Genomic DNA, 22,995 nt, shown 5'->3' with positions numbered 1-22,995 from the left:
CTCTTCCCATGCGCGCGTCATTATCATGCAGCACGCCGTTTGCGAATGGGAACGATCGCCGCAGTCGAGACCCGGCTAGATCCAGAGATCGTTTTGAGCCGTACGTTCGCCGCCCTCGTTGCCGGTGTTCAAAATGCCGCGCGGCTCGATCACCATCATCTTCACTTCCTTTTCGGCGAACGGCTTGTGCTGCACGCCCTTCGGCACGACGAACATTTCGCCCGGCCCGATGTGAACGCTGCCGTCGCGGAAGTCGATCCGCAAATGGCCTTCGATAACAATGAAGGTTTCATCCGTCTCGGCGTGATCGTGCCATATGAAATCGCCTTCGATGCGGACGAGCTTGAACTGGTAGTCGTTCATCTCGGCGACGACGCGCTGCTGCCAGAGGTCGGGTATCCGTGCCAGCTTCTCGGCGAGGTTTATCGGCGTATGTGAAAAGGTCCGCTCGGTCATGTCTTCTCCTTTGATCGGCGGCAAACCCTATCAGGACAAGGCGCGGGGCTCTTGAACGATCGTGCAGGCGAGAGGCTGGTACTGGCGGTCGGCGACCGCGGCGGCTAGTGTAGTGCCATGGAACCCGATTCACTTACGGTGCCGAAGCGCACGCTGACCGAAATTCTCTACGTGGTCTTCCTCAGGCTGGTCGCGGTCGCCTGTTTCTGGTTCGGCCTGCAATATTGGGCGATGCTGGTCGGCTATTCGCTGAAGGGCATGGCCCGCTTTGATCTGCTGACGCTTCCCTGGAAGGTGGCGGCGTCTTCGCTTGCCGTGCTGTTTCCGGTCGCTTCGCTCGGCCTCTGGCTCACCGTGTCCTGGGGCCCCGTGCTCTGGGCGATTGCCGCAATCTCGCAGGTATCGATGTATATCGTATGGCCGGAGATTTTCGGACACAACCGTCTCGTTCCCCTCATGCACGGCCTCGTCGCCGCGCTTTACGTCGTATTTCGGCTCTCTTTATGGGTCGAGGCGCGCCGCAAGGCGGAGCGGGTAAGGATTGATTCACCTTGAAATTAAAGCTTTGACGGCCGGATTTGACAGGAAATTGGCCGCTAAGTGATTGATTTGTCTTAAATCTGAATGGCTGCATCCTGGGCTGGCGAGGGCGGGCCGGAATTCGAAGAAACGCGTTAAGCACCTGTTAAGGCTATGTTTTAAGTCGAATTTTATGCGTATTGGATAGTGTCTGTCTCAAGGCGGGAAGAAACAAACACCGCCAAACAAAACAGGATGAGGCAGTCATGATGAACACGAAACTGAAGCCGCAGGCGGCACCGGCAGTAGCAGATCCGCATGAAGATACCATTCGCGCCCTGTACATGGAGTCGCTGCATCTGGTCGAGCGCCTGCATCGCCGCCTTCTCGATGTGATCAAGGACGAGTTCGACCGCCAGGGTCGCGACGACGTCAACGCCGTCCAGGCTCTCCTGCTGTTCAACATCGGCAATTCGGAACTGACGGCCGGCGAACTGCGCTCCCGCGGTTACTATCTCGGCTCGAACGTCTCCTACAACGTCAAGAAGCTGGTCGATCTCGGCTTCATCAACCACCAGCGCTCGCGCATCGACCGTCGCTCGGTCCGCATCAGCCTGACGCCGGAAGGCCAGGAGATCGCCGAGGCCGTCGGCAAGCTCTACGAGCGCCATATCGGCTCGATCGAAAAGGTCGGCGGCATCGGCGAGGGCGAGTTCTCCCAGATGAACAAGCTGCTCCAGCGCCTCGACCGCTTCTGGAACGACCAGATCCTTTACCGCCTTTAATCCACCGGGGGCTTGCGAAACACTCCATTACCTCCAGTCATGCGGTGCTACGCAAAAGCGTAACGGGGTGTCGGAAGACGCGCCGTTACGCTTGTTTGCGCGCGGGCTGCGTAGCCGCTCTGGCGGATCCGACCTATCGCTGGGCCAGCAGGGCGCGGCCTGCATTTCTGATGGTGAGGGCCGAGTCCGCCATCTGGGCGACCAAACCGGCAGACATCGCTGCGGCGAGGGTCTCCGTATAGTCTTCGCCTTGGAGACCGTGCTTTTTACAGTAATTCTGTACGGCTCCGCGTGTGGACGTCGGCGAGACGCCAAACTTGTTGTTCTGGAAAGCATTGACAATAATTTGGTATTTTTCGTCCAGGGTCACGGTAGCTCTCCAATGGGTGATTGTTTGGGGTGCGTACCAGTATGGGGGCCGGGTTGATAGACGAATTCTGCCATCAGCGTCGGAAATACGTTCCGACATGCCCGTTTGCGCCGGAATGCTCGCCTATAACGTAGCCGCCGCGGCTCGGCGAATTTCGGTCGTCATGCCCGCAAACATCGAGGAGAGGTCGAGCCAGCCGTCAGGTCTGCGGCCCGTCACCTTTTCCGGCCACCCGCAGACGCCGTCCTGTTCGACATAACCGACGCATTGCGGGGCGGTCTCATCGCGAAAATGCAGGACGACCAGCTTTCCAGGCTCAAGGGCTTCGATCGGGTACCAGTTCAATTCTCGTATTCCTCATTTATGAGGGATAATTTTTAGCCAATCCGCTTGCCCCAGGCTTACGGCTTTTACGTTTCCAAACGAGGGCTTGCTGTCCAGAATGCCGGGCCGGTTCCGTAAAAGAAGCAGGTCCCGGATCGACGATCCCGCAGCCCGTTCCGAGATCGCTTGCGTTCGCAGGGGTGTGGCGCATATGCCGCCTGAAAAAATCACGTGCCAACACGGCTTTGTGACGCGCAAGTACCTGACACGAATTGGCCATATTGCTATGGGACCGGCTGGATGCAACGGGCCGGCGGGAATTCGCGCTTTCACGACATTGCGATGACGACGAAGCCCCCGTGCGGCTGCGCTAACTTTTTGCGCGTTCTTAACCATATCCCTGTAGGCGTCCTTGATGCTGCTCGGGACCAGATGGGTATTATTGATGTCGAAGAAGATCGGATCTGAAGCTCTTTCCCGCCGTGCCCTGCTTCGCACGGCCTTCTCTGCCGGTGCAGCCGCACTTGCAGCGCCCGCATTCGCCCAGACGGCGATGGACGATCTGATCAATGCGCCTCGCCGCGGCACCTGGGACGACCAGTTCGACGCCAAGGCCGCATCCAGAACCGCCGTCAACGTCGTCTCCAACAATCCGGTGCTCGGCGCCGGCGGACCGGCGAACATCCAGCAGGCGATCATCGACTATCAGCAGATCGTTGCGAACGGCGGCTGGCCCGAGGTCAATCCCGGTCAGCAGCGCCTGCGCCTCGGCGTCGTCGATCCGTCCGTGCAGCAGTTGCGCCAGCGCCTGATGATTTCAGGCGACCTGCCGCGCGAGGCGGGCATGTCTTCCTCGTTCGACAGCTATGTCGACGGTGCGGTGAAGCGTTTTCAGGCCCGCCACGGCCTTCCTGCCGACGGCGTAATGGGCGAGTTTACCGTCAAGGCAATGAACATATCGGCCGATGTGCGCATGCGCCAGCTGGGCACCAATCTGGTGCGCCTGCAGTCCATGTCCGGCGATCTCGGCCCCCGCTACGTCATGGTCAACATTCCGGCCGCCTATATCGAGGCTGTGGAAAACGACCGCGTGGCGCTGCGCACCAATGCCGTCGTTGGGCGCATCGACCGTCCGACCCACGCCATCAACTCGAAGATCTACGAGGTCATCCTCAATCCCTATTGGACTGCGCCGCGCTCGATCGTCGAGAAGGACATCGTGCCGCTGATGCGCAAGGATCCGACCTATCTCACCCGCAACAACATCCGCCTGATCGATGGCAAGGGTAACGAAGTGGCGCCGGAAACGGTCGACTGGTTTGCGCCGAAGGCGCCGAACCTGATGTTCCGGCAGGATCCGGGCAAGATCAACGCCATGGCCTCGACCAAGATCAACTTCCACAATCCGAACAACGAATACATGCACGACACGCCCCAGCAGGGCCTGTTCAACAAGCTGATGCGCTTCGAATCCTCGGGCTGCATGCGTGTTCAGAACGTCCGCGACCTCATCAGCTGGCTGCTGCGCGACACCACCGGCTGGTCGCGCCAGGAGATCGAGCGGGTCATCTCGACGCGCCAGAACACCCCGATCAAGCTCACGACGGAAGTTCCGGTCTATATCGTCTACATCACCGCCTGGTCGGCGAAGGACCGCGTCGTGCAGTTCCGCGACGACATCTACGAGCGTGACGGCAACCAGGAGCTGGCACTGCAGACGACCACCGGCATCGAAAAGCCGGCCGGCGCTGCCGACGACGATCTGCTGCCGCAATAAGATCTGCTTCTTTTTTTCGTCTACGGGAGGCCGCATCCGCCAAGGGTGCGGCTTTTTTGTTTTCCAGGAGCATCTCCGCGTCTTCCGGCGAGCAAATGTCGTTCCCCGTATTGCTCTGTGCAAGGCGTAAGGCTAAGACGCGACATTGCAATGCCCACCCCTTTGAGGAGCCTCGCACATGTCGAACACCGACGTCTTCTTCTCCCGCCCGCTTGCAGAATCCGATCCGGAAATCTTTGGCGCGATCGAGAAGGAACTGGGTCGCCAGCGCCACGAAATCGAGCTGATCGCTTCGGAGAACATCGTTTCCCGCGCCGTGCTTGAGGCGCAGGGTTCGATCATGACCAACAAGTATGCGGAAGGTTATCCGGGCAAACGCTATTACGGCGGCTGCCAGTTCGTCGATATCGCCGAGGAACTCGCCATCGAGCGCGCGAAGAAGCTGTTCGGCGTCAATTTCGTCAACGTGCAGCCGAATTCCGGTAGCCAAATGAACCAGGCCGTGTTCCTGGCGCTGCTGCAGCCGGGCGATACGTTCATGGGCCTCGACCTGAATTCCGGGGGGCATCTCACCCACGGTTCGCCGGTCAACATGTCGGGCAAATGGTTCAACGTCGTCTCCTACGGCGTGCGCGAAGGCGACAACCTGCTCGACATGGACGAGGTGCAGCGCAAGGCCGAAGAAACCAAGCCGAAGCTGATCATCGCCGGCGGTACCGCCTATTCCCGCATCTGGGACTGGAAGCGTTTCCGCGAGATCGCCGATTCGGTCGGCGCCTATCTGATGGTCGACATGGCCCATATCGCCGGTCTGGTTGCCGGCGGCCAGCATCCGTCGCCGTTCCCGCATTGCCATGTCGCCACCACCACCACCCACAAGTCGCTGCGCGGTCCGCGCGGCGGCGTCATCCTCACCAATGACGAAGAACTGGCCAAGAAGTTCAATTCGGCCGTCTTCCCGGGTCTCCAGGGCGGCCCGCTGATGCACATCATCGCCGCCAAGGCGGTTGCCTTCGGCGAGGCGCTGCAGCCGGACTTCAAGGACTATGCCGCCCAGATCGTCAAGAACGCCAAAGCGCTCTCCGAAACGCTGATGGCCGGCGGCGTCGATATCGTTTCGGGCGGCACCGACAACCACCTGATGCTGGTCGACCTGCGCAAGAAGAACGCCACCGGCAAGCGCGCCGAGGCGGCACTCGGCCGCGGCTATATCACCACCAACAAGAACGGCATTCCCTTCGACCCCGAAAAGCCCTTCGTCACCTCCGGTATCCGCCTCGGCACCCCGGCCGGCACGACGCGCGGCTTCAAGGAAGCGGAATTCAAGGAGATCGGCAATCTCATCATCGAGGTTCTCGACGGACTGAAGGTGGCCAATTCCGACGAGGGCAATGCGAGCGTAGAAGCCGCCGTGCGCGACAAGGTCGTGGCGCTCACCGGCCGCTTCCCCATGTACCCGTATATGTGATCCCAACCGGTACCAACGGGGGCCGCATTCGCGGTCCCTCTTGCCCATCCAAGGAGAGCCGATGCGCTGCCCCTATTGCGGTTCGGAAGACACGCAGGTCAAGGATAGTCGTCCGGCGGAGGACTACACCTCCATCCGCCGGCGGCGTATCTGCCCGGATTGCGGCGGCCGCTTCACGACTTTCGAGCGCGTGCAGCTTCGCGAACTGATGGTCACCAAGAAGACCGGCCGCAAGGTGCCGTTCGACCGCAACAAGCTGGTACGGTCGTTCCAGATCGCGCTGCGCAAGCGGCCGGTCGACAACGACCGCATCGAGCGGGCGGTTTCCGGTATCGTGCGCCGGCTCGAAAGCTCCGGCGAGAATGAGATTTCGTCGGAAGAGATCGGCCTGCAGGTGCTCGAGGCCTTGAAGAGCCTCGATGACGTCGCCTTCGTGCGTTACGCCTCCGTCTATCGCGATTTCTCCCATGCGGAGGATTTCGAAAAGGTGATCCAGGAGATCAACGCCAAGATCGCCCGCGATCCCGGCATCGAGCCGTAGCCATGACGAGCGCTGCCGAAGATCGGTGGTTCATGGCGTCGGCGCTGCGTCTGTCGCGCCTTCATACCGGTCAGACGGGCACCAATCCTTCGGTCGGCTGCGTGGTCGTCAACGACGGCGAAGTCGTCGGCTCCGCCGTCACCGCACCCGGCGGTCGGCCGCATGCCGAAACCCAGGCGCTCGAGATCGCCCGCGAAAAGGCGAGGGGAGCGACCGTCTATGTCACGCTCGAACCCTGCTCGCATTACGGCCGCACGCCGCCTTGCGCCAACGCGCTCGTCGAGGCAGGCGTCGCCCGTGTCGTCATCTCCCTGACCGATCCCGATCCGCGTGTCTCCGGCCGCGGGATCGCCATTTTGCGCGAGGCCGGCATTATCGTAGAGACGGGCCTGATGGAGGAAGAGGCGCGCCGGGCGCTCGCCGCCTACCTCACCCGCCAGACGAAGGGCCGCCCGCATGTGACTCTGAAGCTTGCCGTTTCCGCCGACGGCATGCTCGGCCGCCGCGGCGAGGAAGTGTCGATCACCGGACCCGAGGCGCGGGCGCAGGTGCACCGGCTGCGGGCCGAAGCCGACGCGATCCTGGTCGGCATCGGCACGGTGCTGTCGGATGATCCGGAGTTGACGGTGCGCATTTCGGGGCTGGAGAAACGCTCTCCGACCCGCATCGTGCTGGATCGTCGGCTCGAACTGCCGCTGGATGCCAAGCTGGTGAAGAGTGCGCGGGACGTGCCGGTGATTGTCGTGGCGTCGCCGGGTTCTGCCTTGTCAGTTGAGGGGGGTATCCCGGGAGACAAGCGCGAGAAATTGATCGAGGCCGGCGCCGAGATCATGGATGCTACCGAACTCGACATCCTCCTGGCGATCCTCGCGGTTCGCGGCATGTCCTCGCTGCTGGTCGAAGGCGGCGCGGCCGTCGCAAAGGCCTTCCTCGACGCAGACCTCGTCGACCGCGTCCTTCTCTTCCAGGGTACCGGCATTGTCGGCGGAGGCGGGCTTGAATCGCCCTTGACGCCATCCGATATGCCGGCAGGGTTTAAGTTCGTGCGCGAGGAAAGCTTCGGGCCGGACCGCTGTTTCGAATACGAAAGAGGTTTCTGATGTTCACCGGAATTGTCACCGATGTCGGAACGGTCGCGGCAACGACGCCGATGGACGAAGGCGTCAAGCTCAGGATCGCCACCAATTACGACCCGAAAACCATCGACATGGGCGCCTCGATTTCCCATGGCGGCGTCTGCCTGACGGTGACAAACCTGCCGGACGAAGGCAGCAACGAGCGCTGGTTCGAGGTCGAGGCCTGGGAAGAGGCGCTGCGGCTGACGACGATTGCCGCCTGGACCGAGGGCACACGGGTCAATCTGGAGCGGGCACTGAAGATCGGCGACGAACTCGGCGGCCATATCGTCTCCGGCCATGTGGACGGCACAGCGGAAATTCTAGGCATCGAACATGAAGGCGAGGCGGTGCGCATCCGTCTTCGCGCACCCGAGGCGCTTGCCCGATTTGTGGCTCCGAAGGGCTCGGTCGCGCTGGACGGCACGTCGCTGACGGTCAACGCAGTCGAGGGCACCGATTTCGACGTGCTGCTGATCCGCCACACGCTCGCCGTCACCACCTGGGGCGATAGAAGGGCGGGCGATCTCGTCAATTTCGAAGTCGACACGATGGCGCGTTACGCCGCAAGGCTCGCGGAATTTCCGGCGAAAAGCTGACGGCTTGTCGCGCGATCAGTTTTCGCGCGCCAGCACCACTATCGGGCCATGGTAGTCGGCACGGGCGAACTCGCGGAAGCCGAGTTTGGATGCGAGCCGGAGCGAGGCGGCATTTTCGGGGCTGATGATGCAGGTCATCCGGCGATCGGGGAAATGGGCGTCGCCCCAGGAGATCATTGCGCCCACCGCTTCGGTTGCATAACCACGGCCGTGGACGGACGGGATGAGTGCCCAGCCCGTCTCGAGCGTCCCCTCGATGGAGGGTTGAAATTCCCGGCGCATGTCCTGGAAACCGGCTTCCCCGAGAAAGCGTCCCGTTTCCTTTTCCTCGATTGCCAGGAAGCCGAAACCCATGATCTGCCACATGCCGTTGACGCGCAGCATGCGGCTCCAGCTGGTTTCGCGGGACGAGGGGATACCGGATATGTAGCGAACCACGTCCGGGTCGGCCCAGAATTTCGCATAGGTCTCGAACTCCTCCAGCCGGTGAGGGCGCAGGATCAGCCGTTCGGTTTCGAGGGTTGGAATGGTGGTCATGGCGGGCTCCATGGTCCGGTGTTGGCACTGATCTTTATCGTCGCTCGCTCAGGTATTCCCGATTCGCATCGCTGCGTTCAGCGAAAATTGCTTGCCATTCCCCTCAGAGCGTGTTTTGACCGCCACCTGCCCGAGACCCATATGACTATCGGCCCGCCTTGAGGCGATGTCGATCTCATGCTGGGCCGATTTGAACAAAGGTGAATCATGTCACGCGAAACCGCTCCACACCTCCTCGTCGTCGAGGCGCGTTTCTACGACGATATGTCCGATGCACTGCTCGAAGGCGCGACCCATGCGCTGAAGGAGGCAGGGGCGACCTATGACGTGGTCACCGTTCCCGGTGCGCTCGAAATCCCGCCGGCGATCGCCATGGCGCTCGATGCGTCGGAAGAGGGCGGCACCGATTACGACGGTTTCGTCGCGCTCGGTATGGTCATTCGTGGCGAGACCTACCATTTCGACATCGTCTCGAACGAATCCTCCCGTGCGCTGATGGACCTCGCCGTGTCGGAATCGCTTGCGATCGGCAACGGCATCCTCACCGTCGAGAACGACGAACAGGCCTGGGCGCGTGCCCGCCGTTCGGACAAGGACAAGGGCGGTTTTGCCGCCCGTGCGGCGCTGACCATGATCGCGCTGCGTGACAAGCTGAACGGTGGTTGATTTGATGGCCAAGGAAGGCGAACACCCGGTCAAGCCGGCAAACCAGCGCGGCGCCGCCCGCCTGGCGGCCGTGCAGGCGCTCTACCAGATGGATGTCGGCGGGACCGGCGTGCTGGAAGTCGTGGCCGAATATGAGGCCCATCGCCTCGGACAGGAACTCGACGGCGACACCTATCTGAAGGCCGACGCCTCATGGTTCCGCTCGATCGTTGCCGGCGTCGTGCGCGACCAGGTGAAGATCGACCCTCTGATCCGCGCCTCGCTCCAGGAAGATTGGCCTCTGTCGCGTCTCGATTCGACGCTGCGGGCCATCCTCCGCGCCGGTACGTTCGAAATCCTCGAGCGCAAGGACGTGCCGGTAGCCGTTATCGTCACCGAATATGTCGAGATCGCTCACGCCTTCTTCGGAGAGGAAGAGCCGCGCATCGTCAACGCTGTCCTCGATCGCATTGCCAAGCAGGTACGCGGCGAAGCCAAGAAATAAAAAACAACGATTAAGTCAGGGTAGGGCAGCATGGACGGCGCGGTGGACGGTCTTCAGACGCAGATGAGCACCGCCCGGCGCAGTGTCGCTCTGCTTGCAGGCGCCCAGGCCGTCCTTGGTTCGGCGCCGCCTCTGGTGTTTGCGCTCGGCGGTCTCGTCGGCTACCAGCTGTTGGGCGATGACAAGTCGCTGGCGACCGCTCCGCTGACCGGTTTCAACATCGGCATGGCGGCCGGTGCCGTCGCGGTTGCCATCGCCTCCCGGTTCCTCGGCCGCAAGGCGAGCTTCATGCTCGGCTCGGTTCTCGGAGTGCTCGGCGCCGCCACGGCGGCAATCGCACTTTTCCATTCGAATTTCTGGCTGTTTGCGGTCGGCCTGCTGATGATCGGCCTTTGCAACGGCTTTACCCAGAAAATCCGGTTTGCCGCAGCCGATGCATCGCCCTCGTTCTACAAGCCGAAGGCGATCTCCTGGATCCTTGCGGCCGGCATCGTTTCGGCGGTGCTTGGACCGCAGCTTGCGATCTGGACCAAGGACCTGCTGTCGCCCGTCCTGTTTGCCGGCGCCTTCGTGGCCGTCATTCCGCTCTACCTGATCGCGCTGGTGATGCTGGCGCCGCTGAAACTGCCGCAGATGAGCGGCAGTCACGCGGCTTCGGCGCCGGCACGTTCGCTGGGCGAGATCGTCGTCACCCAGCGGTTCCTGACCGGGATGATCTGCGGCATCTCCTCCTACGCGCTGATGACCTTCATGATGACCGGCGCGCCGCTTGCCATGGTGATCGGCTGCGGCTTCCCATCGGAAATGGCCACACTCGGCATCCAGTGGCACGTGCTCGCCATGTTCGCGCCGAGCTTTTTCACCGGCATGCTGATTTCACGCTTCGGCGTCGAGAAGATCGTCGCCGCCGGGCTGCTGATCCTGATGGGCTGCGCTGTGATCGCCCATATGGGCATCGAGCTCTGGAACTTCTGGGGCGCGCTGGTGTTGCTCGGCATCGGCTGGAACTTCGCCTTCATCGGCTCGACCGCCATCGTCGCCTCCAGCTATCGCCCGCACGAGGCCGACAAGGTGCAGGGTTTTCACGACATCATCCTGTTCACCACGGTGGCGCTGTCCTCCTTTTCCTCGGGCAAGGTGTTCACTGCCTACGGTTGGTCCTTCATGAACCTGATCATCTGGCCGGTGACGATCGTCTGCCTCGGTCTGGTGCTGGCGCTGATGTTCAAGCGCTCTTCCGTGAAATCCGCTTAGAGTCTTGTCCCTTCGGGGCTTGACGCCAATTCATCTCCACCGCAATCTCCCGTCCGCGTAGGCGATCCCGGATTCCTTGGGAGGGGAGCGATCGGCTGCGCGGGAATGCGCACTATGGAGTATTGCGGCGGTCTTTGCTCATCTCGTGGATGTGCGCCGTCGCAGGGGTGCACGGCCGGAGGGTATGGACCACCCGGCGCTAAGGGAGAGGAAAAGCGAATGACTGTAATTATGGGTGTGATCGTGTGCGGGTTGCTATCGATCATTTATGCCGTCTGGGCGACGCGTTCCGTGCTGGCTGCCGATCAGGGCAGCATCCGCATGCAGGAGATCGCCGGATATATCCGTGAAGGCGCACAGGCCTATCTGGCGCGCCAATACATGACCATTGCGATCGTCGGCGTCGTCGTAACCATCCTGGCCTGGGTGCTGCTGTCCGGTACCGCTGCGGTCGGCTTCGTCATCGGTGCCGTACTTTCGGGTGCCGCCGGGTTCATCGGCATGCACGTCTCGGTCCGCGCCAACGTGCGCACTGCCCAGGCTTCTTCCCAAAGCCTTGCGGCCGGTCTCGACATCGCTTTCAAATCCGGCGCCATCACCGGCATGCTGGTGGCAGGCCTCGCTCTCCTCGGCGTCTCGATTTATTACTGGATTCTGACGGCCGGTCTCGGCCATCCGAGCGGCTCGCGTGAAGTCATCGACGCGCTCGTCTCGCTCGGCTTCGGCGCTTCGCTGATCTCGATCTTCGCCCGTCTCGGCGGCGGCATCTTCACCAAGGGTGCGGACGTCGGCGGCGACCTCGTCGGCAAGGTGGAGGCCGGAATTCCTGAAGACGATCCGCGCAACCCCGCGACGATCGCCGATAACGTCGGCGACAATGTCGGCGATTGCGCCGGCATGGCAGCCGACCTTTTCGAAACCTACGCGGTCTCCGTCGTCGCCACGATGGTGCTTGCGGCGATCTTCTTCGCCGGTGCGCCGATCCTCGCGACCGTCATGGTTTATCCGCTGGCGATCTGCGGCGCTTGCATCATCACCTCGATCATCGGAACCTTCTTCGTCAAGCTCGGCTCCAACGGCTCGATCATGGGCGCCCTCTACAAGGGCCTGATCGTCACCGGCCTGCTGTCGATCGTCGGTCTCGCCATCGCCACCTCCCTGACCATCGGCTGGGGCACGATCGGCACCGTTGCCGGCAAGCCGATCACCGGCGCGAACCTGTTCATCTGCGGGCTGCTCGGCCTCGTGGTGACGGCGCTGATCGTCGTCATCACCGAATACTACACCGGCACCAACAAGCGCCCGGTGAACTCGATCGCCCAGGCCTCGGTGACCGGCCACGGCACCAACGTCATTCAGGGCCTCGCGGTCTCGCTCGAATCGACCGCCCTTCCGGCGATCGTCATCGTCGGCGGCATCATCGCCACCTACCAGTTCGCCGGCCTGTTCGGCACCGGCATCGCCGTTACCACCATGCTTGGCCTGGCCGGCATGATCGTGGCGCTCGATGCCTTCGGTCCGGTCACCGACAATGCCGGCGGCATCGCTGAAATGGCGCACCTGCCGCCGGAAGTGCGCAAGTCGACCGATGCGCTCGATGCGGTTGGCAACACCACCAAGGCAGTCACCAAGGGCTATGCGATCGGTTCTGCCGGCCTCGGCGCGCTGGTTCTGTTCGCAGCCTATTCCAACGATCTCAAATATTTCGTGGCAAACAGTGCCCAGTATCCATATTTCAACGGTGTGGGTGAAATCGACTTCGACCTCTCCAACCCTTACGTCGTCGCCGGCCTGATCTTTGGCGGCCTCATCCCTTACCTGTTCGGCGGCATCGCGATGACCGCCGTCGGCCGCGCCGCGGGATCGATCGTCGAGGAAGTGCGCAAGCAATTCCGCGAAAAGCCGGGCATCATGGAGGGGACCGAAAAGCCGGATTATGGCCGCGCCGTCGACATCCTGACCCGGGCTGCGATCCGCGAGATGATCGTTCCGTCGCTGCTGCCGGTTCTCGCCCCCATCGTCGTCTATTTCGGCGTGCTTCTGATCTCCGGCGGCGACAAGGCTTCTGCCTTCGCAGCACTCGGCGCATCGCTGCTCGGCGTCATCGTCAACGGCCTGTTCGTAGCGATCTCCATGACCTCGGGCGGCGGCGCCTGGGACAATGCCAAGAAGAGCTTCGAGGATGGCTTCGTCGACAAGGACGGCATCCGCCACATGAAGGGTTCCGAAGCCCACAAGGCATCGGTCACCGGCGATACCGTCGGCGATCCCTACAAGGATACCGCAGGCCCTGCCGTCAACCCGGCGATCAAGATCACCAATATCGTGGCGCTTCTGCTGCTGGCGGTTCTTGCAGGCTGATATCTGGCCCCCACGTGAAATAAAAAAGCCCGCGGGGAGCGATCCCCGCGGGCTTTTTGTTTCGTTCGAGGTGCTTACCTGCCGAAGTTCGACAGGATGCTGCGGGCTGCTGCCCCACCGGCACCGGAACCGCCGGAAAGCAGCTGCTGGAGGAAGGTGAGGTCGCGGCCGCCGGTCGGCGTCGTGCGGGAAACCGTATCGAACACCTTGCCGTCCTGCATCGTATAGTTGGCGCGGCGTGCGACGACGCCCTCCTTGTCGAAATAGATGGCGAGCACCGTCTGATCGACGATCTTCGGCTTCATGAAAGCCGCAGCGCGCGTGCGTTTCTGCGAGATGTAATAGAACACCTCGGTATCGAAGGTCGCCGTGGTCGAGGGCGTACCCATCGTCAGCAGCACCTGCTCGCGGCTCGACCCGACCGGAATAAGTTCCAGCGACTTCTGGTCGACCACGTAGCCGTTATACATGGTGTCGCCGATCTGCATGGACGTGCAACCCGAGACAGCGATGGATGCGACGACCATTGCCATCGCGGTTTTACTCAAGAATGTCATCTCGTATCCGAAAACCCGCTTGTTCAACGGCATCCCCCAAACTCAACCTGCCCCTGCTGACCCTACCATTGTGGCTATTCAGGGACATAAGATCGATCCCGGCCTGGATGTTAAGGCCGCGAAGATCCCACCCCGTTCGCTGATCCGGCGGAACGGCATTGCAATTCGTGCATGCTTCGGTAAACCAGCTTTCGTTTCCATGCAACATGGCCGGTGGCAGGCCAGGGCGTTCCTGGAGGCAAATAACGGGAATTCAGATGATCTTCGGCCTTTTCAAGAAGAAAAACCAGAACCAGGCGATCGTTGACCGCCAGTATTCGACCTTGACGTCGTTGGCGCGCATTCCGTTCTTCTACAGCGATCTGGACGTACCGGACACGGTCATGGGCCGTTTCGAGATGCTTTCGATCGTGATGATCCTGTTCTTCAGGCGGACGGCGAAGTCCGATTCGAGCGGTCAGGAACTGGCTCAGGAGATCGTCGACGCGTTTTTTCAGGATATCGACCATTCGATCCGCGAACTCGGCATTGGCGACCAGAGCGTGCCGAAACGCATGAAAAAGCTGGCCGGCATGTTCTATGGCCGGGTGGAGACCTATGCAGCCGCTCTCGAAGACAAGGACAGCGAAGCGCTTGCCGCAGCCCTTAGCCGGAATATCTATCCGGAGACGGAGGATGCGCCTGGGATGCGAGGGCTGGCGGACTGGATGATTGTTGCGGAGAAGGCGCTCGCCGGCATTCCCGAAGATGAGATTTCGCGCGGCCACGCGGTTCTGCCCCTGCCGGGCCCGCTGCAGCGAGAAGAGTGAGGTTTGATGAAGAACGACAATGTCGCAGGCGAAAAGCCTCCCTTTTCCTATCCCGTCAAGGTCGGGAATATTTCCGCGAACGCGGTGACGGTGAAACTCGAAGCCGATGCGCTCGAACTCGAGGGCCTGGCAAAGCTGTGGCAGGTCGTTTCGGTCGGTTCGCTGAAAGCAGAACTGCAGATCGCCCGGTGGAAGAAGGACGGCGTGCGTCTCAAGGGGCGCGTGAAGGCTGATATCGTCCAGTCCTCGGTCGTCACGCTCGAACCTGTCGCATCGAAGATAGACGAAGAGTTCGAGCAGATCTTCGTGCCTGAAGGATCGAAGCTCGCTCGGATCGTCACCAGCGATACTGCGGAGATGGTGATCGATCCCGATGGGCCCGATCTTCCCGAAATGTTTATCGGCGACACGATCGATGTCGGCGAAGTGGTGGCCGAGTTCGCGGCGCTCGCGATCGATGCCTATCCGCGCGAACCGGGCGCAGAGTTTGCCGATCACCTGGAAACCGATGCGGATGAAAAGTCCGGGCGCCCCAATCCCTTTGCCGTCCTCAAGGACTGGAAAAAGGATTGAGGACGGGTTGTAAGCGACAGCAAAAACTATATTTTGGCCACGAATTCGCCGGCACGGCCCCGCATGAGGAGCGAAGGGCCGTTGGAGACGTGAGAACTGGCGCATGGTCCTCCCACAGGGGTATGCGTTCGGCGAAGATAAGGATCAGGGACGAGTGATCAGAATTTCTATCGATGCCATGGGCGGCGATTTTGGTCCCGAGGTCGTCATTGCCGGTGCTGCCAAGGCACTGGAACGCCACCCGGATGTGGCCTTCCTCATCTATGGCCTGAAGGCTGAGTGCGAGCCGGTCTTGGCGAAATATCCGAAGCTGCGGGACAAATCCGTCTTCTACGAATGCGAACTTGCCGTCAGCATGGAGGAGAAGCCGAGTGCAGCGCTTCGCCGCGGCCGTTATATCTCCACCATGTGGCGTTCGATCGAGGCGGTGAAGCTCGGCGAGGCGGATGTGGTGGTGTCCGCCGGCAATACCGGCGCCCTGATGGCGATGGCGAAATTCTGTCTGCGCACCATGGCCAACATCGAGCGCCCGGCGATCGCCGGCATCTGGCCGACCCTCAAGGGCGAAAGCATCGTCCTCGATATCGGCGCGACGATCGGGGCCGACGCCCAGCAGCTCCTCGATTTCGGGATCATGGGCGGCGCCATGGCGCGCTCGCTTTTCGAAATAGATCGGCCGACAGTCGGGCTTCTGAACGTCGGCGTCGAAGAGGTGAAGGGCCAGGAAGAGGTCAAGGAGGCCGGACGGCTGATCCGCGAGGCAAACCTGCCGACGATCGCCTATCACGGTTTCGTCGAGGGTGACGACATCGGCAAGGGTACCGTCGATGTGGTGGTGACCGAAGGCTTTACCGGCAATATCGCGCTGAAGACGGCGGAGGGTACGGCCCGGCAGATCGCCACGCTTCTGCGCGAATCGATGTCGCGCACGCTGCTGGCCAGGATCGGCTATCTTCTTGCCAAGCCAGCCTTCGACAGGCTGCGTGAGAAGATGGACCCGAACAAGGTCAATGGCGGCGTGTTCCTGGGCTTGAACGGCATCGTCATCAAGAGCCATGGCAGTGCCAATGCCGACGGTTTTGCTGCCGCGATCGATGTCGGTTATGACATGGCACGCAACGATCTCAACGCGAAAATCCGGCAGGACCTCGCAATTTACCATGCGCGTCGCCAGCCGCCGGCTGGCCCCGAAGCGGCATGACGACAGGATGTGAGTTAAGAATGATCCGTTCAGTGGTTCGCGGTTACGGGGCAGCGCTCCCGAAGCGGGTAGTGACCAATCGCGAGTTGGAAGACATCGTCGAGACTTCCGACGAATGGATCGTGCAGCGCACGGGCATTCGTCAGCGTTATCTCGCCGGCGAGGGCGAGACGACCGCGTCGCTCGGCGAGCAGGCGGCGCGTGCGGCGCTCGAAAACGCCGGATTGACGCCGGATGACATCGATCTCGTGCTGGTCGCGACGTCGACGCCCGACAACACCTTTCCCGCGACCGCCGTCAATATCCAGAACCGGCTGGGCATGACCCATGGCTACGCCTTCGACCTGCAGGCCGTCTGCACCGGCTTCGTTTATGCAATGGCGACCGCCGACCTGCACATTCGCGGCGGCATGGCGAAGCGTGTCCTGGTGATCGGCGCCGAGACCTTTTCCCGCATCCTCGACTGGAAGGACCGCACCACCTGCGTGCTTTTCGGCGACGGCGCAGGCGCGCTGGTGCTCGAAGCGGAGGAAGGCGAGGGGACGATCGCCGATCGCGGCGTGCTGACCGCGCATCTGCGTTCCGACGGTTCCCACAAGGACAAGCTCTACGTCGATGGCGGCCCGTCCAGCACGGGCACGGTCGGGCATCTGCGCATGGAGGGCCGCGAGGTCTTCAAACATGCGGTCGGCATGATCACCGACGTGATCGACAGTGCTTTCGCCGCGACCGGCACGACGGCGGACGATCTCGACTGGCTGGTGCCGCACCAGGCCAATCGCCGCATCATCGACGGGTCGGCGAAGAAACTCGGCATTCCTTTGGAAAAGGTCGTCGTGACGGTCGATCTGCATGGTAATACCTCGGCTGCATCGATTCCTTTGGCACTTTCGGTTGCCGCCTCCGACGGGCGCATCAAGAAGGGCGATCTGGTGATGCTCGAAGCCATGGGCGGCGGTTTTACGTGGGGCGCATTGCTGGTCCGCTGGTAGGGCGGCAACGATCGGCCGAAACGTAAATAAGCGATTGAGCACAGGTGCTTGACCCTCGCGCTCAAGCAAAATACTCTCTATCGGCTTTGATAAGATCAATTTCGAAAATTGGGCGGGGATCATGGCCGGCAAGACAGTAACACGCGCGGATCTGGCGGAATCGGTTTTCCGCAAGGTCGGACTTTCGCGGACGGAATCGGCCGAGCTCGTTGAGACGGTCATTGACGAAATATGCAATGCGATCGTCCGGGGCGAGGTGGTCAAGCTCTCCTCCTTCGCGACCTTCCAGGTGCGCTCCAAGAACGAGCGTATCGGCCGCAATCCGAAGACCGGCGAGGAAGTGCCGATCTCTCCGCGCCGGGTGATGACGTTCAAGGCCTCCAACGTGCTGAAGAGCCGTATCCTCAAGGCGCATACCGCGCGCAAGGCGAAACTGAAGCCGGCAAGCCCGGTGGCGTGAAGTCCGCGACCTTTTCCGCAATCCTGTGAACATGCTTGAATCTCTCGGCTTAAACCGTTGAGATATGTCCGATTCGGCGCATAATCCGCCCATGTATCGGAGGCTATGAGTCTGCCCTTGGGGCATGGGCAGCCTGCCGTTTGGAGTATGAACTTTGGAGAAGAGCCCGGACGCCTTTCGTACGATCAGCGAGGTCGCCGACGACCTCGACCTGCCGCAGCATGTGCTGCGCTTCTGGGAAACGCGTTTCCCCCAGATCCGGCCGATGAAACGCGGCGGCGGGCGGCGTTATTACCGGCCCGAAGACGTCGATCTCCTGAAGGGCATCCGCCACCTGCTCTACGATCACGGTTACACCATAAAGGGCGTGCAGAAGCTTCTGAAGACGAACGGCAACAAGTTCGTCTCTGCGATTGCCTCAGGCGACCTCGCCACGATGGAAGCGATCATGGCGGCAAACAGCGAAAAGCAGGCCGAGCCGAAGATCAGCACGGCCGAAGAGGATCAGATCGTCGGTCGCCCCAAGGTGAAGCCGAGCGGCCGCTTTTTCGGGTTCGGCACCTCCCACGAGGACGACATGGAAGTGTCGATCGGCAAGTCCAGCATCGGCAAGGAAGACCGTGCCTTGCTGCAGGAAGCGCTCTTCGACCTCCTGGAATGCAAGCGCCTCTTGGATCAGGTTCGCTAACTCAACACACGGCAACGTTAAGCAAAATTTACCATTCACCTCTGGTTCAGGAGAAATGGAGGATCATTTCTTCATGAAGAAAATCAGAGGAGGTGAATTATGCAAAAAAAGCTCGCCGTCGCCGTTCTGGCCCTGATTACGGCTTTCAGCGGCGTCGCCCCCGCCCAGGCGTTTCCGTCGATCGGCGCCCCGCGCATCGAGAGATCTCAGGATATCCAGCAGGTGCAGTACTGGCGCGATCGTGACGGCTGGGAAGGGCGTCGTTACTACCGCGACCGCTATTATGGCGACCGGCATTACCGCCGCCACCGCCGTGGCCCGGATGCCGGTGCGATCATCGGGGGGCTTGCGCTTGGCGCGATCATCGGCGGAGCGCTGGCCCAGCCGCGCTACACGCCGAGATATGCACCGAGATACGCACCGCGTTACTACGCGCCCCGTCGTTATGTCGGCGGCAATTCGCACGTGAACTGGTGCTACGCCCGCTACCGGTCCTACAGGGCCTACGACAACACGTTCCAGCCCTATTACGGCCCGCGCCAGCAGTGCTATTCGCCCTATTGATAGCCGTCGTGAAGCCGAATAAAAAGCTCAAGCCCGCCCTGCCAATCCGGTGGGGCGGGTAGATCGCGTGGGGAAGCCCCGGTTCTCGAAAAAGGCTTTTGATCTGACTGAGATTTCAAGGGGATTTAATTGGTCGGGGCGGCCGGATTCGAACCTTATATAGTATCGTCGGTGTTCAGAGGGTTCAAAACCCCTAGCCCGTTATCGAGGCGCAGTGATGAGGGTCTTTAACATCCCGCGGTTGGCGCTCCGGACTTAGGCTCACGAGGGCAAGCACTGCGACTTGGGCTATGGCGAGTATTTCTGGGTCGCCTGGCATCAAAATACGGTGCTTGCCGTCGGCCCTTGCCTGGGAAACCACACCTGCTCTGACACCACACGTAGCTTCGGTCTTCCAGCAGTTGTCATCGTCGACGTAAGGTACGATCATTTGGTCGATTTCGCACGATCCTTCGAGCGGTCCATTGCCTAGTCAGATTTTTGGTCTCTATGGCGCTGCAATGATAAGAGAACCAGCAATGAGGCGCTTGCCACGGTCGTCGGAATAAAAAATTCGCGAAAAAGCGAAGCGATAATCCAAGCAAAATAATTATGTTTACTTGGGCTCTGTCATTAGAGACGTCGATTTGCGTTGAAGTCTTTAATTACAACTCCGGGAAGATACTACTTTATTATACCGCCGATGCGGAGTTTTCGGCTCGGATCCATTTATATATTTGTCTCCCAATGGATTGACGTTAGGGATGACCACTATGCTCCGAAGTGAATATGATCAGCCAATACATCGTAGGCGAGCGGTTCAGGCGCTCGGCGACCCGCTACTGGACCGATATCCGAACGCAAACATTCCACTCGGCTTCGAGGCGCTCTTCACCAACCTCCATGAACCGATCGATATCGTAAATAACTTCATGCTCTCCCGGGTCCGGGCAAAGATCAGAGTTAGAAAAAAGTGGCGCAACTCGCAGAGAGCCGATTCAGACGATTTGGCGCAATTTCTCATCTTCCTGTGGGCAGTCGGCGTTGAGCTGGTGGCGGTAGGCCCAGAGGATATCGATAACTACGCTCTGAACATTACGGAGGGTGTGTCCATCTGGACTTTGCAGCACCTTTCCAACAGTACCGTACGACGGCGTCTGAGCACATTGCGGGATTTCTTCACATTTGGACACGAGGCCGGCTATTTTCGTGAACGTTTGATGGACATAAGAACGTTCAAGAGATCAGGGCGGTTTGGGGCGAAAGCTGATGAGGGCCTGTTGGAGAAGCGGGCTGCGGTGGTCGTCGAGCAGCCAAGCCAACCTCACCCAGATGAGACTATTCGCCCTTTGAACAAGATGGAACTTAGCTCCGTCCTAGACCTACTCGGACCTCGCGAGTACGTGTCCGGCGGGAGGTCGATACGGAATAGACTTTCTGCGGAGGTTGCGGTCGTAGTCGGACTGCGAGTGAGCGAGATCGCCGATCTGAGCGTTGGCGATGTCGCTGGCATGTCCGCACTTGCCAAGGGTCGCGATAGATTCGCAAAGGTTTGGTTCTGGATAAGAAAGTCGAAAAATAACCGCGCACGGCGCGTGGTAATTCCCGTTTATCTTGTTGAACGACTGCAGGCTTATATCGACAGCGAGCGGACAGATTTGCACCGACATTGTTTACAGATTGGCATACCGTTCCGTGGCGAAGACACCCTATTCCTTAACTCGTTAAAGGCCAATCATAGAGACGTCGGTTCACCAACCTCCGCTGCGACACTGTCTTATCAGTTTACCTTAGCGGTCAAGAATGCAGGCCTCTTGGTCGAACAGCAGCGCTTCGTGTTGGATTCCGATGCATCACGATGCGTAGATATGGTGACGGGTAAGGCTCAAGTGGCTTATGTCTATGTGGCAGCGCATTCTATACACGATCTCCGGCATACGTTCGCTATTCAGCTATATATCGCCCGAAAAAATGCGGGCGACACTAATCCTTTAAAGGCGGTTCAGTCTCAACTCGGCCACGCTCTCTCTTCCACCACTGCTGACACCTATCTTTCCTGGGTGGATCTTTTTGAAATTGAGTTGGCCGACCAGCTGTCAAGCTTCTACGACGATATCGCAGGGATCGCGGCGCGATGACTTCCGGGCGTGGACGCCGGAACGCAAGATCAACCGCCAAGCGTTACACTCAAGAAATAGCTGCACCTGAGAAAGGCTTTGTTACATTCGATGTTGATCTAGGTGCATATAAGGTCACGTTCCCAGCAGAACTAGGCGAGAAGCCTGACATATATTCCCTTGAGGATTTCATGTCGAGGCCAGCGCTGGCAGAAGACCTCGCGAATTACTTCAGGAAATGGGGTGTTGGTCGCCGAATTGTGACCCGGAAAAAGAAGTTAGGACTACTCCGGTTCGCGTTCACCTTCTTGGACGTCCTCCGTGAACGCTTTCGGGTCGATGTCCGTACCCTTGCAGATATAGATACGGAGACCTTTCGCTCGTACATCAAATGGCTCGATGGTTCGGAACCTTTTGGCAAAGCCTCGTCACTTGGAAACTTGACTAAGATTCAGAGGTATAACGCCTTTGGGGAGGCGTATCTCGAGATGTCGCTACAGCCAAAATACCGCGGCCAAGAGATCGCGAGTATCCCAAAGGCTGCCTGGCGGCACGTTCGGGCCCACAGGCAGCCTTTGAATTTGATCGACACCGCGAAGCTTTTCGAAGCGTGCAGGCGGGAGATGCGAGTCATCCTTGACGGTCTCGACTATGGCGCGAAAATAATTGAGCGTTACGAGGATATCTCAATCGAGTGCCTCGAGAATAATATTGTGCGCGGGGACAAAGAATCCTCGATTGCCGCCCTCTTTAAATACGCTTCAGAGCGCGGGGGCAGGGTAGAGCGGCTTCGTTTAGAATTTCCAAGAATTGGATTTGCGCTGAAGAACCCTCATATAACAGTTGAGGAAGCCATTAAAAATCTCGTTCTTACTTACGAGACGGCTGTGCCACTTGTGCTGCACTTCGCAGCTGAGTCTGTCTTCAATCCCTCGGAATTATTCGCCCTGCTATTTTCACAGTTTCAGCCCCATCCCGTTTTTGAGGGGCGCGATTGGCTCGTCGCGCCTAAAGGGCGCAAAGGTCACGTTGTGTCCCGAAGTTTTGCAGCAGACGATACCAGAGAGTTTTCCATTCCTCGGGTGCTGAACATTCTGGCGCGTACGGCAAGGATCGCTAAACGGCTTGGTGTCGATGAACACGACAACCATGTCTTTCTCTGCCATACCTGGCTCGGCGTGCCTCCGAAGCCAATGTATACAAGGGCTAACGGGACCACCTCGTCATGGTATCGCTGCCTTTCGGAATTCCTTGAAAGAAATGGCCTTCTTCCGGCAAATCTGACCGATTTACGGCTAACGGTCAGCGATATTGTCAATATGATCACGGACGGCGACATTCTCGCTCAGCAGCGGGTCTTGAATCACGCGACCTCGGCGACGACCATGCGAAGCTATGGCTCAGCTGCTCAGATGGCTAGGAGAGCAGCCAAGTTGGCTCAAGCCATGGCTCACCGCCAGAGAGTTCTGGATTCGCTCGGAAAAATTCCTCTCAATTCTTATTTCGCCCAAGGCTTCTCAGTTGGCGCGACACCTGGTTTCCGGTGCCTAGACCCATTGACCTCACCGGTCCCCGGGGAGTTCGAAGGGCGGCCTTGCATTGCCTACGGCAAATGCCCCGCATGTCCACATGGAGTAATCGATCTTGATGATGTGCAATCAGTCGCTCAATTGTAAGCGCTGTTCTGACACCAGGGTATTCAGGGCTTGACTGGTTTCATTGTCACTGCAGGGCAGCAAGGCGCTCTGCTTCAGTCATCGCTGCAGCTTTGGTTTTGAATGGCCCGATATCATGCTCCT

At 60.0% G+C, this 22,995-nt stretch carries 26 protein-coding genes; 21 read left to right on the top strand and 5 right to left on the bottom strand.

What is annotated here, in order from left to right; genetic code table 11:
• Nucleotides 1-75: 75 nt before the first annotated feature.
• On the bottom strand, nt 76-456 hold the full coding sequence (locus tag C5L10_RS25290) for a cupin domain-containing protein (protein ID WP_105431912.1): 381 nt from the start codon (nt 454-456) through the stop codon (nt 76-78).
• Nucleotides 457-573: 117 nt separating this feature from the next.
• Between C5L10_RS25290 and C5L10_RS25285 the strand changes: the two genes are divergently transcribed.
• Nucleotides 574-1,011 (top strand): DUF6163 family protein, encoded by a 438-nt coding sequence (locus tag C5L10_RS25285; protein WP_046636524.1) that lies wholly within the window; start codon nt 574-576, stop codon nt 1,009-1,011.
• A 233-nt stretch (nt 1,012-1,244) separates the two neighbouring features.
• Entirely contained in the window at nt 1,245-1,760 is a 516-nt protein-coding gene (gene ldtR, locus C5L10_RS25280; protein WP_037081118.1) for a transcriptional regulator LdtR, read from the top strand.
• Nucleotides 1,761-1,893: 133 nt separating this feature from the next.
• On the opposite strand, the gene C5L10_RS25275 is transcribed toward ldtR, so the two are convergent.
• Together C5L10_RS25275 and C5L10_RS25270 are read right to left on the bottom strand one after the other, a co-directional pair.
• Complete coding sequence (locus C5L10_RS25275; RefSeq protein ID WP_037080668.1) at nt 1,894-2,130, bottom strand: hypothetical protein; 237 nt, start codon at nt 2,128-2,130, stop codon at nt 1,894-1,896.
• A gap of 123 nt (nt 2,131-2,253) precedes the next feature.
• Nucleotides 2,254-2,475 carry a hypothetical protein gene (locus C5L10_RS25270; RefSeq protein WP_105431911.1) on the bottom strand — a complete coding sequence of 74 codons (222 nt, stop codon included), beginning with the start codon at nt 2,473-2,475 and terminating at the stop codon, nt 2,254-2,256.
• A gap of 424 nt (nt 2,476-2,899) precedes the next feature.
• Here C5L10_RS25270 and C5L10_RS25265 point away from each other — a divergent pair, with 424 nt between their 5' ends.
• The 5 genes from C5L10_RS25265 (at nt 2,900) to C5L10_RS25245 (ending at nt 7,954) form a co-directional block, all read left to right on the top strand.
• Nucleotides 2,900-4,231, top strand: coding sequence for a murein L,D-transpeptidase (locus C5L10_RS25265; protein WP_105402968.1), 1,332 nt, complete (start codon nt 2,900-2,902; stop codon nt 4,229-4,231).
• A 178-nt stretch (nt 4,232-4,409) separates the two neighbouring features.
• Nucleotides 4,410-5,699, top strand: coding sequence for a serine hydroxymethyltransferase (gene glyA, locus C5L10_RS25260; RefSeq protein WP_105431910.1), 1,290 nt, complete (start codon nt 4,410-4,412; stop codon nt 5,697-5,699).
• Between the two features lie 61 nt (nt 5,700-5,760).
• Nucleotides 5,761-6,240, top strand: a complete 480-nt coding sequence (gene nrdR, locus C5L10_RS25255) for a transcriptional regulator NrdR (RefSeq protein WP_007771094.1) — start codon at nt 5,761-5,763, stop codon at nt 6,238-6,240.
• 2 nt (nt 6,241-6,242) lie between these two features.
• On the top strand, nt 6,243-7,340 hold the full coding sequence (gene ribD / locus C5L10_RS25250; protein WP_105431909.1) for a bifunctional diaminohydroxyphosphoribosylaminopyrimidine deaminase/5-amino-6-(5-phosphoribosylamino)uracil reductase RibD: 1,098 nt from the start codon (nt 6,243-6,245) through the stop codon (nt 7,338-7,340).
• On the top strand, nt 7,340-7,954 hold the full coding sequence (locus C5L10_RS25245) for a riboflavin synthase (protein ID WP_046667814.1): 615 nt from the start codon (nt 7,340-7,342) through the stop codon (nt 7,952-7,954). Before ribD ends, C5L10_RS25245 begins: the two co-directional genes overlap by 1 nt.
• A gap of 15 nt (nt 7,955-7,969) precedes the next feature.
• On the opposite strand, the gene C5L10_RS25240 is transcribed toward C5L10_RS25245, so the two are convergent.
• Nucleotides 7,970-8,491: a GNAT family N-acetyltransferase gene (locus C5L10_RS25240; RefSeq protein ID WP_105431908.1), complete on the bottom strand. Its 522-nt coding sequence runs from the start codon at nt 8,489-8,491 to the stop codon at nt 7,970-7,972.
• Between the two features lie 207 nt (nt 8,492-8,698).
• Between C5L10_RS25240 and ribH the strand changes: the two genes are divergently transcribed.
• From ribH to C5L10_RS25220, 4 genes are all read left to right on the top strand, one after another.
• Nucleotides 8,699-9,157, top strand: coding sequence for a 6,7-dimethyl-8-ribityllumazine synthase (gene ribH, locus C5L10_RS25235; RefSeq protein WP_105431907.1), 459 nt, complete (start codon nt 8,699-8,701; stop codon nt 9,155-9,157).
• Between the two features lie 4 nt (nt 9,158-9,161).
• Nucleotides 9,162-9,641 carry a transcription antitermination factor NusB gene (gene nusB / locus C5L10_RS25230; protein WP_038549009.1) on the top strand — a complete coding sequence of 160 codons (480 nt, stop codon included), beginning with the start codon at nt 9,162-9,164 and terminating at the stop codon, nt 9,639-9,641.
• 30 nt (nt 9,642-9,671) lie between these two features.
• Nucleotides 9,672-10,895, top strand: coding sequence for an MFS transporter (locus C5L10_RS25225; protein WP_105431906.1), 1,224 nt, complete (start codon nt 9,672-9,674; stop codon nt 10,893-10,895).
• A 219-nt stretch (nt 10,896-11,114) separates the two neighbouring features.
• A complete protein-coding gene (locus tag C5L10_RS25220) occupies nt 11,115-13,256 on the top strand; it encodes a sodium-translocating pyrophosphatase (protein WP_105431905.1) in 2,142 nt (713 codons plus the stop codon).
• Nucleotides 13,257-13,330: 74 nt separating this feature from the next.
• Here C5L10_RS25220 and C5L10_RS25215 read toward each other — a convergent pair whose 3' ends face one another.
• Nucleotides 13,331-13,846 (bottom strand): outer membrane protein assembly factor BamE, encoded by a 516-nt coding sequence (locus C5L10_RS25215; protein ID WP_046667812.1) that lies wholly within the window; start codon nt 13,844-13,846, stop codon nt 13,331-13,333.
• Here C5L10_RS25215 and C5L10_RS33805 point away from each other — a divergent pair.
• The 10 genes from C5L10_RS33805 (at nt 13,767) to C5L10_RS25170 (ending at nt 22,872) form a co-directional block, all read left to right on the top strand.
• Nucleotides 13,767-14,120: a hypothetical protein gene (locus C5L10_RS33805; protein ID WP_172717167.1), complete on the top strand. Its 354-nt coding sequence runs from the start codon at nt 13,767-13,769 to the stop codon at nt 14,118-14,120. The genes C5L10_RS25215 and C5L10_RS33805 overlap by 80 nt on opposite strands.
• Complete coding sequence (locus tag C5L10_RS25210; protein WP_105431904.1) at nt 14,071-14,622, top strand: ubiquinol-cytochrome C chaperone family protein; 552 nt, start codon at nt 14,071-14,073, stop codon at nt 14,620-14,622. The genes C5L10_RS33805 and C5L10_RS25210 overlap by 50 nt, the downstream gene beginning before the upstream one ends.
• 6 nt (nt 14,623-14,628) lie before the next feature.
• Complete coding sequence (locus tag C5L10_RS25205; protein WP_105431903.1) at nt 14,629-15,195, top strand: DUF177 domain-containing protein; 567 nt, start codon at nt 14,629-14,631, stop codon at nt 15,193-15,195.
• 154 nt (nt 15,196-15,349) lie between these two features.
• A complete protein-coding gene (plsX, locus tag C5L10_RS25200; RefSeq protein ID WP_105431979.1) occupies nt 15,350-16,396 on the top strand; it encodes a phosphate acyltransferase PlsX in 1,047 nt (348 codons plus the stop codon).
• Between the two features lie 20 nt (nt 16,397-16,416).
• Nucleotides 16,417-17,388 (top strand): beta-ketoacyl-ACP synthase III, encoded by a 972-nt coding sequence (locus C5L10_RS25195; RefSeq protein WP_105431902.1) that lies wholly within the window; start codon nt 16,417-16,419, stop codon nt 17,386-17,388.
• Between the two features lie 121 nt (nt 17,389-17,509).
• Nucleotides 17,510-17,848: an integration host factor subunit alpha gene (locus tag C5L10_RS25190; RefSeq protein ID WP_007770264.1), complete on the top strand. Its 339-nt coding sequence runs from the start codon at nt 17,510-17,512 to the stop codon at nt 17,846-17,848.
• Between the two features lie 154 nt (nt 17,849-18,002).
• Nucleotides 18,003-18,536, top strand: a complete 534-nt coding sequence (locus C5L10_RS25185; protein WP_046624314.1) for a MerR family transcriptional regulator — start codon at nt 18,003-18,005, stop codon at nt 18,534-18,536.
• 99 nt (nt 18,537-18,635) lie between these two features.
• Entirely contained in the window at nt 18,636-19,100 is a 465-nt protein-coding gene (locus C5L10_RS25180; RefSeq protein WP_105431901.1) for a BA14K family protein, read from the top strand.
• A 743-nt stretch (nt 19,101-19,843) separates the two neighbouring features.
• Nucleotides 19,844-21,217 carry a tyrosine-type recombinase/integrase gene (locus tag C5L10_RS25175; RefSeq protein WP_105431900.1) on the top strand — a complete coding sequence of 458 codons (1,374 nt, stop codon included), beginning with the start codon at nt 19,844-19,846 and terminating at the stop codon, nt 21,215-21,217.
• Nucleotides 21,214-22,872, top strand: coding sequence for a hypothetical protein (locus C5L10_RS25170; protein ID WP_172717168.1), 1,659 nt, complete (start codon nt 21,214-21,216; stop codon nt 22,870-22,872). Before C5L10_RS25175 ends, C5L10_RS25170 begins: the two co-directional genes overlap by 4 nt.
• Nucleotides 22,873-22,995 lie beyond the last annotated feature (123 nt).

The sequence above is a fragment of the Neorhizobium sp. T6_25 genome (assembly GCF_002968555.1).
Taxonomy (GTDB): Bacteria; Pseudomonadota; Alphaproteobacteria; order Rhizobiales; family Rhizobiaceae; genus Neorhizobium.
The sequence above is the reverse complement of the archived record's forward strand: the minus strand, read 5'-3'. Positions and strand labels throughout refer to the sequence as shown.